Raw genomic sequence first — 15170 nt, 5'->3', positions numbered from 1 at the left:
CTCAGGCCTTCCCGGCCACGACGTCGGTCTCGGCGCCATCGTAGAACGGGATGTAGCCCTTCTCCGAGGACAACACGTAGAGCGGGTCGTCGAACGTCGACGTGTCGAACGCCTGCTCCCTCAGTTCGGTCTTGCGACTCTTGTAGGTGGAGGTCTGCTCGAGCTCCTTGGACAGCCGGATGAACAGCGGGACCGCGTAGGACGGCAGCGACCGCCGGAGGTGCTCCGCGAGCGCCTGCCCGTCGAAGTCGGAGCGGTCGTGCAGCCGCACGGCGGCCATGCCGGCCTTGCCGTCGGCCCCCGGCACCGGGACGCCGTAGACCACGGCCTGGTCGACCTCGGGGCGCGCGGCGACCGCGGACTCGACCTCGGTGGTGGCGACGTTCTCCCCCTTCCACCGGAAGGTGTCGCCGAGCCGGTCGACAAAGGAGGCGTGCTTGAGGCCCTGGTCCAGCATGAGGTCGCCCGAGACGAACCAGGCGTCGCCGTCGGTGAAGGCGTCGCGGATGATCTTCTTCTCCGTGGCCTCGGGGTCGGTGTAGCCGTCGAACGGCTGGGAGTCGGAGATGCCGCTGATGAGCAGGCCGATCTTGCCCTTGCCCACCTTGGTCAGCCGCCCGTTCCGGCCGCGTCGGGGCTCGCCGGTGTCGGGGTCGTAGTCGACGATCGCGAAGTCCATGGGGCAGTACCCGGTGGTCTTGGGGACGTTGAAGGCGTTGACGAACGCGATGTTGCATTCGCTGGCGGCGTAGAACTCGCAGATCCGGTCGAGGCCGAAGCGCTGCTGGAACTCGGTCCAGATCTCCGGGCGGAGTCCGTTGCCCGTCATCACGCGGACGGAGTGGTCGCGGTCGCCCGGGGTGGGATCCTGGTTGAGCAGGTAGCGGCAGATCTCGCCGATGTAGACGGCGGCGGTCGCGCCCGCCGCGCGGGCCTGGTCCCAGAACCTCGAGGCCGAGAAGTGCTCCTCGATCGCCAGGCACGCGCCGGAGGCCAGCACGCAGCCGAGGCCGACCGTGAGCGCGTTGTTGTGGTACATCGGCAGCGGGCAGAGCAGGACGTCGTCCTTCTTCAGCCGCACCCCGGACAGCCCGAACCCGGCCAGCGCCCGGTTCCAGCGGTAGTGGGTCATGGTCGAGGCCTTGGGCAGTCCCGTGGTGCCCGAGGTGAACACGTAGTAGGCGGTCTCGCTGCCGAGGGTCTGCTCGGCCTCCGGCGGGTTGGTGGCGCCGGCGTCCTCCCCGAGGGCGGCCAACTCGTCCTCGAGCCACGTCAGGTCCGACAGCTCGTCGGGGCGGTGGCCGGCGGTGAAGTCGCGGAACGGCAGGTCGAGGTCGGACCCCACGGCGATCAGCTCGCCGACCCAGTTCTCGCGGGGGATCGTTCCGGCGGCCTCGGCGCACTCGGCGCCGATGAGGACGACCGTGGAGCCGAGGATCTTCTGGGAGTGATCCAGCACCTCGCCGCGCTGGTGGTGGTTGAGCAGGCCCACCGAGGCGCCGACCTTGACCGCCCCCAGGATCGCCAGCATGACCTCGGTGCGGTTGACCATGCAGATGCCCACGGTGTCCCCGCGCTGCACCCCGCGTGCTTTGAGGATCTCGGCGACGCGGTTGGCGCGGCGGTTGGCCTCCCCGTAGGTGACCTCCGTGCCGAGGAAGCGCAGGAACGGGGCGTCGGGCTGCGCGGCCGCCAGTTCCTGGAACTTGCTGCCGATGGACACCGGGTCGCTGCTGCGGGAGGTCCGGACGATCCGCAGGCCGTTGAGGACCGTGGGCAGGTCGGCCACCAGGGAGGGCAGCCCCCTGGCCAGGTCGAGCGGGCCGAGCGTGCGGGCGCCCTGCGATGCGGGGCGGGTCGAGACTGGGGTCTTCGCGGTCACGGCTTCTCCTCGTTCGGGGTGGGGAGTGACTTGGCGGGATCGCCTGCGAGGCCGCGCCAGGCGAGGTCGACGACGACGCCGGCGGCCACCGACTTGGGGATGGACCGGTGCGCGACGCGGTCGGCGACGGCCTCACCGGCCCCGACGAGGGCGGTGGCGACCACCTCGAGCACGTCCCGGCTGCGCCCGTCCACCGAGTTCTGCGCGAGCAGGTCGGTGGTGAGGTCCACGAGGACCGTGCGGGTCCTCTCCACCTCCTCGCTGAACGCGGGTTCGGCGACGGCCTGGCGGTACACCACGTTCCATGAGTCGGCGTGGGAGTCCACGTAGTCGAGGAACGCCTCCACCACGCTCTCCAGCCTGTTCCGCGCGCCGGTGCTGGCCGCGGTGGCGGAGGTGAGGTGGTCGATGAGGCGGCCGGACTCCCGGACCACGCACGCGGAGAACAGTTCCTCCTTGGAGCCGTAGTAGAGGTACAGCATCGGCTTGGAGATGTTGGCGTGGCGGGCGATGGTGTCCATCGAGGCCGACCGGTAGCCGAGGTCGGAGAACACGGCGATCGCGGAGTCCAGCATCTGCTGTTCGCGGATGGCGCGTGGGATGCGCTTGGTCCCCGTCGACACAGGGCCTCCTCCCGGCGGGGTCGTGGTGCGGTGACGTGTGGTGTGGTGTGCCACACCAACTTACCCGCCGGTAAGGACTTGTGGGAGACACTCCGCACGAACCGGGCGGTGCCGGTGCTACTCTTCTCGCGTCGGTGTGCCCCACGGCACTGCCGGATCGCCCCCATACTCGTTAACCCGCAGGGAGAACTCGATGAGCTTCGGTACCGGAGCGCTCGCCAGCGCAGTCGGCGGAATCGTCCTCGGCGGCATCGTCGCGTTCGGCGCGAACACCGCGATGGCGGAGAACACGATCCCCGAGGTCGCGCAGCCGCCCGCCGACCAGGCCCTCCTCGGCCAGGTCGAGTACGGCGCCCGCTAGTCCTGCTGCTCCTCCGTCGGCAGAGGTGACCCGCGGGATCCGCCTCGGTGCCGGCGCGCGCGACGCGCTCGTCGCGTTTCTCTCGTTCCTGCTCCTGGCCTGCCTGCAGTCCCCGGGGCTCATCGCGCCCGACACCAAGTACGACCTCGTGGTGGACCCCGGCCGGTTCCTCTCGCAGGCCACCCACCTGTGGACCGGCCTGTCCTTCGGCGGTCAAGTCCAGAACCAGGCCTACGGCTACCTGTTCCCGCAGGGGCCGTTCTTCGCCCTGTTCGACCTGGTGGGAACGCCCGCCTGGCTGACCCAACGCCTGTGGTGGGCGGTGGTGCTCACCGTCGCCTACGTCGGTGTGGTCCGGGTCGCGGCCGCGCTGCGGATCGGCACCCGGCAGACGAGGGCCGTCGCCGGGGTCCTCTACGCGCTCGCGCCGCGCATGCTCGGCGACCTGGGCTCCATCTCCTCCGAGGCCTGGCCCGTGGCGCTGGCGCCGTGGGTGCTGCTCCCGGTGATCCGGGTCCTCCAGGGGCGCATGTCGCCGCGGCGGGGCGGGGCCGGGGCGGCGCTCGCGCTGGCGCTGATGGGCGCGGTCAACGCGGTGGCCACGGCCGCCGCGTGCCTGCCCGCGATCCTCTGGTGGCTCATGCACCGCCCGGGCCGCACCTGGGGCCGGCTCGCCGCGTGGTGGCTGCCCCTGTCACTGGCCGTGAGCCTGTGGTGGGCGGTGCCGCTGGTGTTGCTCGGCCGGGTCTCGCCCCCGTTTCTCGACCACATCGAATCGGCCGAGGTCACCACGCGCTGGTCCTCGGCGACGGAGGTCCTGAGGGGGGCGTCCACGTGGGTGCCGTTCGTGTCCACGGACCGGGTGGCCGGGGCGGCGATCACCAGCGAGCCGGTGTTCGTGCTGGCCACCGGCCTGCTGGCGGCGGTGGGCGTGCTGGGCCTGCTGCGCCGGGGGATGCCCGCGCGGGGTCGCCTCGTGGTGATCGCCGCCGTCGGCCTGGTGGCGATGGCGGCGCCGTGGGTCGGGCCGGCCGGCGGGGGGCTGGCGGAGACCCTGCGCGCGTTCCTCGACGGCCCGGGTGCGCCGCTGCGCAACGTCCACAAATTCGAGCCGCTGCTGCGCCTGCCGCTCGCCCTGGGGACCGCCCACCTGCTGGCGCACCTGCTCGCCGGGCTGGGCCGGGGCACCGCCCGGTCCGCCTTCGCGCATCCCGAGCGACACCGCTCCGTGGCCGTGGCGATGGCGGTGGTGCTCGCGGGCGCCGTGGCGGTGGCGCCGGCGTGGCTCGGCAGGCTCGCCCCCGTCGGCACCCACGAGGCGCTGCCCGATCATTGGCGCGAGGCCGCGGACTGGCTGTCGGAGAACGCGCCGGTCGGCGTGCCGGGGGGTGCGGGGGCCGACCCCGCCGGCACGACCCGCGCGCTCGTGGTGCCCGGCGCGTCGTTCGGCCGCCAGGTCTGGGGCGTGACCCGCGACGAGCCCCTCCAGCCGTTGGCGGAGACGCCGTGGGCGGTCCGCGACTCCGTGCCGCTCCAGCCGGCGCCCGCGATCCGCGCCCTCGACGCCGTGCAGCGCCGGCTCGCCGACGGCAGCCCCGCCCCGGGCCTGGCGGCCACTCTCGCCTCGCTCGGCATCGGTTACCTGGTGGTGCGCAACGACCTCTCCGACGACTCGGGCGCCCCGCGTCCGGTGCTGGTCCACCAGTCGCTCGACGGCTCGCCCGGCCTGGTCAGGGTGGCGGAGTTCGGGGATCCGGTCGGCGGAGCCGTCGGGAGCGACGACGACGAGGTGACGGTCGTCCCCGACTCCGGTCTCCGGCCGGCCTATCCGGCGGTCGAGATCTACCGGGTCGACTCACGCCTGGGGTCGGATGCCGGGTCCCCGGGTCCGCCCCGGTCGGCGACCGCCCCGTACACGGTGGAGGTCCGCGACCTGCCGGTGGTCGCGGGTGGCCCGGAGTCGCTCTCGCGGCTCGACGACCTGCTGGCCGTCCGGGACTCCATCGGCTCGCCGGCCCGGGTGACCCGGCTGCTGGAGGCGGACGCGCTGGCCGCGGCGGTCGACCCGGCCTCCGACCCGCTGCCCCGGCCACGGCCGGTGAACTCGACCGGACCCGTCCTCACCGACTCCCCGACCGACAGGGAGACCGACTTCGGGCGGCTCGACCACCACTCGTCCGCGGTCCGGGCGGAGGACGATCCCCGGCGCAGTCGGGGAACGGTCCCGGACTACGCGGCGACCGTCGGGGACACCCCGCCGCCCCTCGCGCGGGCCCGCTGGTGGGACGCGCGGGTGGCGGTGTCGTCGTCGGCGTCGGACTCCGCGCAGACCGGACCGGTGCTCCCGGCCCGGTCCGTCGCGGCGGCGGTCGACGGCGACCCGGACACCGCCTGGCGCTCCGGCGGTTTCGGCTCCGCGTTCGGGCAGTGGATGGAGATCGACCTGGCCGAGCCCGTGGACCGCGGCCTGCTCAGGATCACGCTGCCCGTGCCGGAGGCCGGCCCGGAGGTCACCTCCCTGCAGGTCCGCACGGACGCCGGCACCACCACGGCGTACCCCTCCGGCGGCACCGAGCTGGTCGTGGCCCTTCCCCCGGGGCCCACGGAGACGGTGCGCGTGACGGCGACGGGGTTCGCCGACGGGGGCCGCGGCACGTACGTCGAGGTGTCGGAGATCGGCCTGAGCTCGGGCGGCCAGGACATCCCGCTGTTGCGGGTCGTGGCCCTGCCGGACCGGCCGGAGGGCGCCCCGGCGCCGTCGGGGTGGCTGCTCCGGCAGGAACTCGGCGGGAGATCCGATTGCGTCCACGGCGGGAGCCCGGTCGAGGGGCTGGCCGGCGCGGAGGAGGAGACCGGCGCGGTCCGGTGCGCGCCCGGACTGGCGATCGACGCCGAGGAGCCGAACCGCTTCGCCCGCCTGCTCGACGTCCCGGCCGACACCGCGGTCGTCCCCCAGGTGCTGATCCGGCCGAAGCCCGGCGCCGCCCTGGACGACGTCCTGCGCGGTGACCCCGCCACCCGCGCGCGGCAGGTCCGGGCCGTGGGCGAGTCCCTGGTCACCGACCCGGCGGGCGGCCCGTCGGCGGCCGTCGACGGCGACCGCTCGACCAGCTGGAACGCCCCCGACGGCCCCTCCCCGTCCCTGGAGCTCCGGCTGCCCGGCCGGCAGCTCGTCGGCTCCCTCCGCCTGTGGGTCCCGCGGTCGCAGGCACCGGCGGCGCCGCGGGTGATCACCGTCGACACCGGGGTCCAGCGCGAGCGGTTCGACCTGGCGGCGATCGAGCCGGAGGAGGACGGCTCCGTGGTGGTCCCGCTGTCCGCCGACCACACCGACCGGGTGACGATCCGGGTCGACGCCGCGGACGACGTGCGGAGTCCGGCCGGGGTGCAACTGCCCACCGGGATCGCCGAGGTGTGGGTGCAGGACGCGTCCGGGGCGAGGATTGGGGCGTTGCCCGCCGCCAACGACCGACCCGTCACCCTGACCTGCCAGGACGGGCCCCGGGTCCACCTCGGTGACCGGGTGGTCGGCACGCGGGTCGTCACCACCCGCCGGGATCTGCTCGAGGGCCGTGCGGTCCGGGCCGAACCCTGCGACCCCGCCCCCGTCCCCCTGGCGGCCGGCCCGGTGGAGGTGTCGGTGGACCCGGGGGAGGCGTTCTCCGTCGACACGGTGGGCCTCGTCGTCGTGGACCGGGGCGCCGGCGGCGACGGCCGCGACGCCGGTGCCGGCGTGCCCGTCCTGGGCGGCGCGTCCCAGGCCACCCGGGCCGTGGCCACGCTGGTCTGGGACGCCTCGCGCCGCGAGCTGCACGTGCCCGCCGCCCCCCGGGAACGGGTGCTGGTGGTGCCGGAATCGGTGAGCCCCGCGTGGGAGGCGCGGCTCGTGGCCGACGACGGCTCCGAGCTGCCCGACGCGCGCCCGGTGACCGTGGACGGCTGGAAACAGGGCTGGGTGTTGCCCGCCGCCGGCACCGGGGCCACGCTCGTCCTCACGGTCCCGCTCGACGGGCCCTACCGGGCGGCGCTGCTCACGGGGCCGTTCGCCCTGGCCCTGGTGCTGGCGCTCTTCCTGCTCCGGGGTCGCGACCGTGCGGGTGCCCGCGCCCGCGTGTGGCGGGCGGGCGGGGCGGTGACCGTGGGTGCCACGGCCGCGGTCGGCGTCCTCCTGGCGGGACCGGTCGGGCTCGGACTGACGGTGGTGCTCACCGCCGGTGCGCTGGTGGCGAGCCGTCGCCTCGGGGCGGGCCGGGCGCGGGAGCTGCTGGTCGCGGGGGCGGGCGTGGGGATCGTCGCGGGTGCCTCGCTCCTGGCCCGGGCGCCCTGGCCGACGCCCGCCGGGTACGCGGGCGACGGCTGGGCCCCTCAGGTCGCGACGGTCGCCGGACTGGTCTGCGCAGGGTTGGCCGTGGCCTGGCCGTCGGGCCGGTCCGCCCCGCGGGGCGAGAAGAACCGCCGCGCCGGCTCCTCGACCAGCGCGTAGCTGACCGCCGCGATCACCGTGGTGGCCGCGACGGTCACGAGCCACACCGTGAGCATCCGGCCGGAGAACATCGGGACGAACGCGATCTGGAACGCGAAGTGCAGGACCAGGACGTGCCAGAGGAACACGCCGTAGGACCAGCGGCCCAGCGTGCCGAACGGGGCGGAGCCGAGGATCGCGAAGCGCTGACCCTCCGGGGCCAGCGCGACCGGGGCGAGGAGGCAGAACGCCACCACCGCGCCGATCGCGGTGCGCGCGGCGAACTCCGGGCCGGAGGGGTGGACGAAGCCCTCGACGAACCACCGCGGGACGGTGCTGATGCCGAACGCCACCGCGGCGACGGCCCACCAGCCCCACCTGGCGTGGCGGGGCCGGGCCAGGGCGGCGACGCGGCCGGGTGGGGAGGTGGCGAGTTCGGCGAGGATCATCCCGGCGGCGAACCACGAGGCGAAGGCCGGCGGCAGGATCTGGTCGTTGAGGCGGTCGGGCAACCCGAGGTCGTACCACGGGACCAGCGCCCACCCCAGGCTCAGCATTCCCACAGCCGCGATCACCGGGATGCGCCAGCGCGCCGCGGGGCCGCGCAGGCCCGCGAGCGCCCACCACAGGAGCGGCAGGGTGAGGTAGAAGATCATCTCCACCGACAGCGACCACGCGTGGGTGAGACCCTCGACGAGGGAGTCGGGGACCAGGACCTGCGTCAGCGTCAGGTTGGCCGTCCAGGTCCACGCGGAGCTGCTCGCGTTCTGCGGGATGACGAGGAACGCCACGGCCACCAGGGTGAGGTAGGCGGGCATGATCCGCACGAGGCGAGAGCGCAGGTAGGCGGGGGCCGACCGCGCCGTCCCCGGCCCCCCGCGCCGGGCGTGGGAGGCGTGGGTGCGCCACAGGAGAAAGCCCGAGAGCGCGAAGAACACCGCCACCGACAGGTCCATCCGGCCCCAGACCCGGTGGATCACCGAGCCCGTGGACGAGCCGGTCTGGAACGCGACGTGGGTGGTGAGAACGGCGAAGGCGGCCACCGCGCGGAGGCCCTCGAGGGCCGGGACGAAGCCCCTCGCGGACGGAAGAATTCCGCTTCCTTGGTCGGGGGTGCCGAATGCGTTCTTCATCACTGTTAATCTTCTCCTGATGATGGTCCGGCCGGGCACTCGAACCGGAAGGCTACCGGGGAGTAACCGGCGGACCGAGGGCGCGACTCCAGGAGGACAACCGATGGCACGTCAGAGCAGTTCAGCGGGACGGAGGTCGTCAGTGCCCGCTTTGGTCCTCGTCGGGCTCGGCACCTTCCTCATCACTATCGCACTAGCACTCGTCTTCTTCGTGGTGCCGGCGCAGAAGAAGACCCCACTGGACATCAATTCCACGACGGTCACGGAAACCTACCCGGGTGCGGTCCTGGTGGGTAAGGCCCTGGCGAGCAACACGCCGACGGACCTCAACTCCGACCGGCCCGAGTGTCGGGCCCCCGCCGCGTCCCGCGGCGGGGACGCCGAGACCGTCGCCGGCGACGAGGCCCAGGACACCGAGGTCAAGTTCCCCGTCTCCTGCTTCATCGACAACGACATCCCCATGTACTCGCAGCGGCGTGTCCAGGCCGTCGAGCCCTCGGATGCCGACGTGATCACGCTGCAGGCCGCCCAGTCGCTGTTCCGCGAGGACATCACCGGCCCGACCGGGGTCGAGGGCCTGATCAACGCCTCCATCGACCGCGTGACCGTGGACCGCGTCGACGCCATGCCGATCGACGAGGCCGTCAGCAGCCTGCAGGTCGTCGCCTCCTCCGGCGACAACTCCGCTCCCACCGGCTTCGTGCGCGAGGGCCTGCAGTACAAGTTCCCGTTCGACACCGAGCAGCGGGACTACGACTACTTCGACGCCAACACCTTCACCACCAACCCGATCTCCTTCGTCGGTGAGACCGAGATCGCGGGCATCCCGGCCTACGAGTTCACGCAGGTGCTCGGACCGATCGACATGTGGTCCTCGATCCGCGACCACTTCGCCAAGATCAGCGACGGTTACGACCCGGCCGTCGAGTCGGTCCTCGCGAGCTACCGTCGCGAGGGCATGACCGCCGGCCAGTGGGGCCTGGGCGGCGACCCGAAGCGCGAGGTCGACATGCGCCGCTTCTACACCAACACCCGCACGATCTGGGTGAACCCGGCGACCGGTCAGATCGTCAACGGCACGGAGAACGTGTACCAGTTCTTCGCCGAGGACCAGGCCGAGGCCGAGGCCTTCTTCAACGACAAGGCGGCCATGGAGGCCGAGAAGGCCGAGCCCACCCGCACGGCGGTCCGCTTCGGGTCCGGCTGGAACGAGGAGACCAAGGAGATGACGCTGTCCGGTGCGCAGGAGACCGCGGACACGCTCAACACCTTCGGTCGCATCGCGCCGGCGGTCCTCGGCGTGCTCGGCCTGCTCGCGCTGATCGGCGGCATCCTGCTGGGTGTCCGTGCCGGCGGTCGCAAGTCCGAGGCCCGCGCCTGAGCGCCTGAGTCCGTAAGCGACCCCAGGAGCGTCCCGCACACTCCGCCCTCGTGGCGGGTGTGCGGGACGCTCCTCTTTGTGGCCCCCGGCCCCCGGCTCGCGGGACGGGTCAGGCCGGTCGGGGCCGGAGCGCGCGCCACCCGGCCACGAGGGTGGTGAGGACCACCACGACGAGGGTCGCACCCAGCACGGCCGCCAGTTCCCGGGGTGCGGCCCACACGGCGACACCGGTGAGCGCGAGCCCGCACCAGGCGATCGCGGCCTCCGCCGTCCGGCCCGAGGCGATGGCCGCGAGCAGGAGCGCCTGCAGGACGCTGAGGGTGACGCCGAGGGCGGCAAAGGCCCACAGCACCCCGGCGACCGGGCGGTAGTCCTCGCCCACCACGGCCGGGACGAGCGGGCCGGCGACCGCGGCGGCCACCACGACCAGCGCGCCGATGCCCAGCAACACCCGGACGGCAAACCGGACGGCGCCGCGGTGCCCGGCGGGATCGGCCATCCGCGGGTAGAGCACCGTGCCCACGGCCTGCGGGAGCCAGAAGGCCGCCTTGGCGGCGACGGCGCCGAGCGCGTACCGGCCGGCATCCTCGGGGGACAGCAGCGCCCGGGCCAGGAGCAGGTCCACCGAGGTCAGGGCCATCATCACCAGCTGGACCTGCCCGGCCGCGAGGACGGCCGCCACGCCCGGCGAGGCCCCCCCCCCCGGCCGGGCCGCGGCGGGGGGGCCCCCCCCCCCCCCCCCCCCCCCCCTCCCCCCCCCCCCCCCCCCCCCCGCCGGGCCCCCGCCGCCCCCCCCCGCCGCGAGCGCGGGCCCGACCCCGCCGCCGGCGGCGAGCACGGCCCCCGCCGGGACGACCTTTCCCGCCCCGGCCAGCGCGAGCACCGCGCCGAGGGCGCGGAACCGTTCGGCGCCCTGGAGCAGCCCCTGTTCGGTGGCGAGCAGGCAGAGCACCGGGCCCGGGGCCAGCGCCGCAGCGGTGGCGAGGACGGGCGTGTCGAGCGCCAGCGACACCGGGACCACGGCGAGGGCGGCGATCACCGCGACGAGCGCCGCGACGCGGGCACCGAGCGAGCGCAGCGCCCCGGACGGGGTGCCGCGGACGAGCTCGCGGGCCACCACGGCCTGCAGGGCCAACGACGGCACGGCGACCAGCAGCTGCGCGGAGAGCAGTGCGGCGAAGGCTCCGTAGCCCTCGGGGCCGAGCCAGCGTGAGGCGGGCAGGTGCAGCAGGTAGGCGGCGACGTTGGCCAGCAGGGAACCCAGGGTCACCGCCCCGGCGCCGGTCACCAAACGCCTGGTGGCGGAGTCCGGTGCCGCCTCGCGCGCCTGATGATCCACACCGGTGATCGTAGGGTGTCGCCCGGCGCCGGGCGGCGGCGGACGCCGTGGTGGAATGTCCGCATGTCAGCCACCGTCGACGGGTCGACCCCGGCCGTGGGGATCGGGGCGGACGCCGCCGTCGGCGTGGCGGTCACGGGGCTGCTCCTGGCGGGGCTGGCGCGCCCTGGCTTCCCGTTGCTGCGGGACTGGGTCTCGACGCCGACGCCGCCGCTGTCGGACGCCGCCCTCGGTCTGGGCGAGTCGGCCGCGAGGGCGGTGCCGCAGGACGTGGCGGTCGTGTGGGCGACGCGGGCGCTCGACGCCGTGGGCCTGCCGGTGTGGCCCCTGACGGGCCTGCTCACGGCCGTGTTCTGCGTGTGGCTCGCGGTGGCGGCGGGGGCCCTGGTCCGGCGTGTGGTGCCCGGCGCCGACGCCCCCGGTGCGGCGGGGTTCCTGCTGAGGCTGCCGGTCGTGGTGGGCGCGGTGTGGAACCCGTTGGTGGTGGAGCGGCTCCTGCAGGGCCACTGGTCGCTCCTGGCCGGGGTGGCGGCGGTGGTGTCGATGCCGGTGCTCCTGGCTCGGACCGGGCCCCGCGTGGCGGCGGCGTGCGCGGCGCTGGCCGCGGCGGGGCTGACGCCGACGGGGTGGCTGCTGGCCGTGGTCGCCGCCGCCGTGGCGCTGGGCTGCGCGGGTCGGGGCGGCCGTCGGCGCGCGGCGCTCTGGCTGGGGGCGACCGCCGTGGTGACCGCGCTGCCGTGGGTGTTGGCCACCGCGCTGGCGGCGGGGAGTTCGGGCATGGCGGGCACGGCTGCCGGGGGCTCCGGCGTGGCGGCGTTCGCCGCGCGCGCCGAGCCCGGCATCGGCACGCTCGGATCGGTCGTCGCCCTGGGCGGGATCTGGAACTCCGCGGCCGTGCCCCCGTCGCGCGCCACCTGGTGGGCGGCCGCCGCGCTGGGCCTGCTGCTGGCCGCGTGGGCGCTCGCGGCGCGGGGACTGTGGCGGGCGCGCCGCGACCCGGTGGTCCGGGCGACGCTGCCGGTCGCGATCGCGACGTGGCTGCTGGTGGCGCTCGCGGCCACGGGTCCCGGCATCGCCGCGGTGGACGCGCTCGTCGAGGCGGTCCCCGCGGCCGGCCTGCTCCGCGACACCCAGAAGTTCGTGGCACTCGCCCTGCCCGCCACCCTGCTCGCCCTCGGCTCGGCCACCCGGGCCCTGTCCCCGCGCCTCACGCCCGCCGGGGCCGCCGCGGTGATCACGGCGGTCGCGCTCGCGGCGGTGCCGGATGCCCCGCGCGCGGTGTGGGACTCGCTGCGGCCGGTCACCTACGGCGGGGGCTGGGCGACGGTGGCCGCGATCGTCGGTGGGCAGGAGGCCGGACGCGGGGTGGCGGGAGGGCCGCCCGGGGACGTCCTGGTCCTGCCGGCGGGGTCCTTCCGCTCGACGCCCCTCTGGGCCGGCGGCGCCGCGGTGCTCGACCCGGCGCCCCGCATGCTCGACGCCCGCGTGGTGGTGCCCGGCGACCTGGTGGTGGGGACCGGGGGCGACGCGGCGATCGTGGCCGGCGAGGGTGACCGCGCCCGCCGGGCCACCGGGGCGCTGCTGCGCGGCGAGGACCCCCGCGTGCTGGCCGGGCTGGGCGTGCGGTGGGTGCTGGACGAGCGCACCTCCGCCGGTCCGCGCGGCCAGGCGGCGCGAACCCTCCAGGCCACGACGACGAGATTCGCCGACACCGAGCTGGTTCTCTACGAGCTGGTGGTGCCTAACGGTCCGGGTGCGGCGATCGACCGGGCTGGCCCGCCGGCCGCGTCGCCGGCCGCACGGGCGGCGGTTCTCGCGGCCCACGCCGTGTGGCTGCTCACCCTGGTGCTCAGCGCGGCGCTCGCGGTCGGGGCTGCGCGCCGCCGATCACGCCGCTCGTCCGCCGCCCCTCGGTGACCGCGACGAGGACCTCCGCCATCGCCGACCCGGTGGCGGGCCACGACAGCCCCGCGGCCTTCCGGCGCGCCGCCTCGCCCATGCGGTCGCGGAGCCCGGGGTCGGCCAGCAGGCGCTCCGTGGCGGCCGTCATGCCCGCGACGCCGTCGGTGAGGATGCCCGTCTCGCCGTCGTCTATCGAGTCCCGCAGCCCCGCCGCGTGGTGGTAGCCGACGGTGGGGACGCCGTGCTGGGCCGCCTCGGAGACGGCGAGCCCCCACCCCTCCTTTCGCGAGGGCATGAGGTGCACCGACGCGGCGGCGAGGATCCGGTGCTTGGTGGCCTCGTCGACGTGCCCGTGGAACACCACCGCGCCGGCGTCGAGCCCGAGCCCGGCGGCGTACTCGCGCAGCCGGTCGGACCACCAGCCGCTGCCGATCACGTCGAGCACCAGCCCGGGGTGGCGCGCCCGCAACACGGTCAGGACGTCGAGGGCGTCCTCGACGTGCTTGTGCGGCACCAGCCGGGACAGCACCACCAGGCGCGGGCCGCCGGCGCGGGTCGCGGGTCCGCCGGGCGACACCCCGGCGGGCAGCGGGTCGAGCCCGTTGCGCACCACCGCGATCCGGGCGGGGTCGACTCCGAGCCCGGCCAGCTCGTCCGCCGACGGCAGGGACACCGTGACGTACTGGCTGTGCGAGTGCACGCGCGGGGCCAGCCACGACTCGATCCACCAACCCACCCGGGCGACCAGCCACCCCGCGACCGGCCACTGCTCGCGGTGGATGTGGTGGACCAGCACCACGACCGGAGCCCGGGTGGCGAGCCGGGCGAAGAAGGGGATGCCGTTCTGGGTGTCCACCACGACGTCGGGCCGCCGCAGGGTCCCGAGCGGCCCCAGCCCGACCCGCCCGGCGAGGATCGCGCCCAGGGCCCGGGGATAGACGGTGAAGCGACCGCCGGCGCGGCTGACGGTGACCCCGGACCCGGTGCCCACGGCCGCTCTCGCCTCGGAGCGTGCGGCACCGCGCGCGCGGGAGGTCCGGTAGACCACGGTGTGCCCCGCCGCCGCCAGGCCGTCGGCGACGTGCTCGAGGTAGCGTTCGCTCCCGCCGCCCTGGGGATGGGTGCTGTCACGCCAGCACAGCAGCAGGATACGAGCCACGGCGCACACTGTACGCAGGCGCCGGTATCGTCTCCGCCGTGACCCCACCTGCAGATCATCGGTCGAGTGCGCTGCGTTCGGTCGCCCGCCGCGCGACCCTCGGGCGGTCCCTCGGGCTGCTCCGCTCGTTCCCGCTGGAGCAGTCGGATCCGGACGCCTTCTACTCCGGCCTCGCCCGCGACACCGTCGAGTTGGTGGCGGACCTGTGGGAAGGGGTGTCGGGAGTGCAGCCGGCGGACCGGCCGCGCGGTCGGCTCCCGGGGCTGACCGTCCTGGACGTGGGCGGCGGGCCCGGGTACTTCTCGGACGCCTACGCCGCCGAGGGCGCGCGGTACGTCTCCGTGGAACCGGACGTGGGGGAGATGTCCGCCGCCGGGCTCGATCAGTCGGGCTCGGTCCGGGGCAGTGGCATGTCCCTTCCGATCCGCACGGACGCGGTGGACGTGTGCATCTCCAGCAACGTGGCCGAGCACGTTCCCGAGCCCTGGACGATGGCCGAGGAGATGTGCCGGGTGACGCGCCCCGGCGGCCTCGTCGTGGTCTCCTACACCCTCTGGTACGGGCCCTTCGGCGGCCACGAGATGGGCCTGACCCACTACCTCGGCGGCGAGCGCGCCCGGCGGATGTACGAACGCCGTCACGGCCGGTCGCCCAAGAACTACTACGGCGAGTCGCTGTTCGAGGTGGGCTGCGCCGAGGGGCTCGAGTGGGCGCGGACCACGTCGTCGGGCGAGCTGGTGGCGGCGTTTCCCCGCTACCACCCGAGGTGGGCGTGGTGGCTGGTTCGGGCGCCGCTGATCCGCGAGGTCCTGGTCTCGAACCTGGTGCTGGTGCTGCGGGCGCGGTAGAGGCGAGTCCCCGGCACCTCGGGTGGCACTCGTCTACAGTGGGTGGAACACGTTCCTGTTTCCCACCTCGCGGAGGTCCC

10 protein-coding genes are annotated in these 15170 nt (G+C 74.9%); 5 read left to right on the top strand and 5 right to left on the bottom strand.

The features are described from left to right. Position 1: 1 nt before the first annotated feature. Together Q0444_RS07405 and Q0444_RS07400 are read right to left on the bottom strand one after the other, a co-directional pair. Entirely contained in the window at positions 2 to 1882 is a 1881-nt protein-coding gene (locus tag Q0444_RS07405; protein WP_291084042.1) for a long-chain-acyl-CoA synthetase, read from the bottom strand. Continuing rightward, positions 1879 to 2505, bottom strand: a complete 627-nt coding sequence (locus Q0444_RS07400) for a TetR/AcrR family transcriptional regulator (protein WP_291084044.1) — start codon at positions 2503 to 2505, stop codon at positions 1879 to 1881. Before Q0444_RS07400 ends, Q0444_RS07405 begins: the two co-directional genes overlap by 4 nt. 193 nt (positions 2506 to 2698) lie before the next feature. Between Q0444_RS07400 and Q0444_RS07395 the strand changes: the two genes are divergently transcribed. Together Q0444_RS07395 and Q0444_RS07390 are read left to right on the top strand one after the other, a co-directional pair. Continuing rightward, positions 2699 to 2866, top strand: a complete 168-nt coding sequence (locus tag Q0444_RS07395) for a DUF2613 domain-containing protein (RefSeq protein WP_291084046.1) — start codon at positions 2699 to 2701, stop codon at positions 2864 to 2866. A 25-nt stretch (positions 2867 to 2891) separates the two neighbouring features. Beyond that, entirely contained in the window at positions 2892 to 7349 is a 4458-nt protein-coding gene (locus Q0444_RS07390) for an alpha-(1->3)-arabinofuranosyltransferase (protein WP_299022602.1), read from the top strand. On the opposite strand, the gene Q0444_RS07385 is transcribed toward Q0444_RS07390, so the two are convergent. Next, positions 7232 to 8500 (bottom strand): acyltransferase, encoded by a 1269-nt coding sequence (locus tag Q0444_RS07385; protein WP_291084053.1) that lies wholly within the window; start codon positions 8498 to 8500, stop codon positions 7232 to 7234. The two genes, Q0444_RS07390 and Q0444_RS07385, sit on opposite strands and share 118 nt — an antisense overlap. A 103-nt stretch (positions 8501 to 8603) precedes the next feature. On the opposite strand from Q0444_RS07385, the gene Q0444_RS07380 reads away from it, so the two are divergent. Then, positions 8604 to 9842: a DUF3068 domain-containing protein gene (locus Q0444_RS07380; protein ID WP_291084056.1), complete on the top strand. Its 1239-nt coding sequence runs from the start codon at positions 8604 to 8606 to the stop codon at positions 9840 to 9842. 109 nt (positions 9843 to 9951) lie between these two features. On the opposite strand, the gene Q0444_RS07375 is transcribed toward Q0444_RS07380, so the two are convergent. Then, on the bottom strand, positions 9952 to 11181 hold the full coding sequence (locus tag Q0444_RS07375; protein WP_299022597.1) for a polysaccharide biosynthesis protein: 1230 nt from the start codon (positions 11179 to 11181) through the stop codon (positions 9952 to 9954). 63 nt (positions 11182 to 11244) lie between these two features. Here Q0444_RS07375 and Q0444_RS07370 point away from each other — a divergent pair, with 63 nt between their 5' ends. Then, positions 11245 to 13098: a hypothetical protein gene (locus tag Q0444_RS07370; protein ID WP_291084063.1), complete on the top strand. Its 1854-nt coding sequence runs from the start codon at positions 11245 to 11247 to the stop codon at positions 13096 to 13098. On the opposite strand, the gene Q0444_RS07365 is transcribed toward Q0444_RS07370, so the two are convergent. Beyond that, positions 13031 to 14242 carry a glycosyltransferase family 4 protein gene (locus Q0444_RS07365; RefSeq protein ID WP_291084066.1) on the bottom strand — a complete coding sequence of 404 codons (1212 nt, stop codon included), beginning with the start codon at positions 14240 to 14242 and terminating at the stop codon, positions 13031 to 13033. The two genes, Q0444_RS07370 and Q0444_RS07365, sit on opposite strands and share 68 nt — an antisense overlap. 38 nt (positions 14243 to 14280) lie before the next feature. Here Q0444_RS07365 and Q0444_RS07360 point away from each other — a divergent pair, with 38 nt between their 5' ends. Continuing rightward, positions 14281 to 15090: a bifunctional 2-polyprenyl-6-hydroxyphenol methylase/3-demethylubiquinol 3-O-methyltransferase UbiG gene (locus tag Q0444_RS07360; RefSeq protein WP_291084069.1), complete on the top strand. Its 810-nt coding sequence runs from the start codon at positions 14281 to 14283 to the stop codon at positions 15088 to 15090. Positions 15091 to 15170: the final 80 nt, after the last annotated feature.

This window comes from uncultured Dietzia sp., assembly GCF_937873725.1.
In the GTDB taxonomy this organism is placed as follows: Bacteria; Actinomycetota; Actinomycetes; order Mycobacteriales; family Mycobacteriaceae; genus Dietzia.
This window is presented reverse-complemented; position numbering and strand designations above follow the sequence as displayed.

Excerpts from the sequence above, each read along its gene's own strand:
- Q0444_RS07395 (WP_291084046.1), top strand. The coding sequence starts at position 2,699 with ATGAGCTTCGGTACCGGAGCGCTCGCCAGCGCAGTCGGCGGAATCGTC.
- Q0444_RS07370 (WP_291084063.1), top strand. The coding sequence starts at position 11,245 with ATGTCAGCCACCGTCGACGGGTCGACCCCGGCCGTGGGGATCGGGGCG.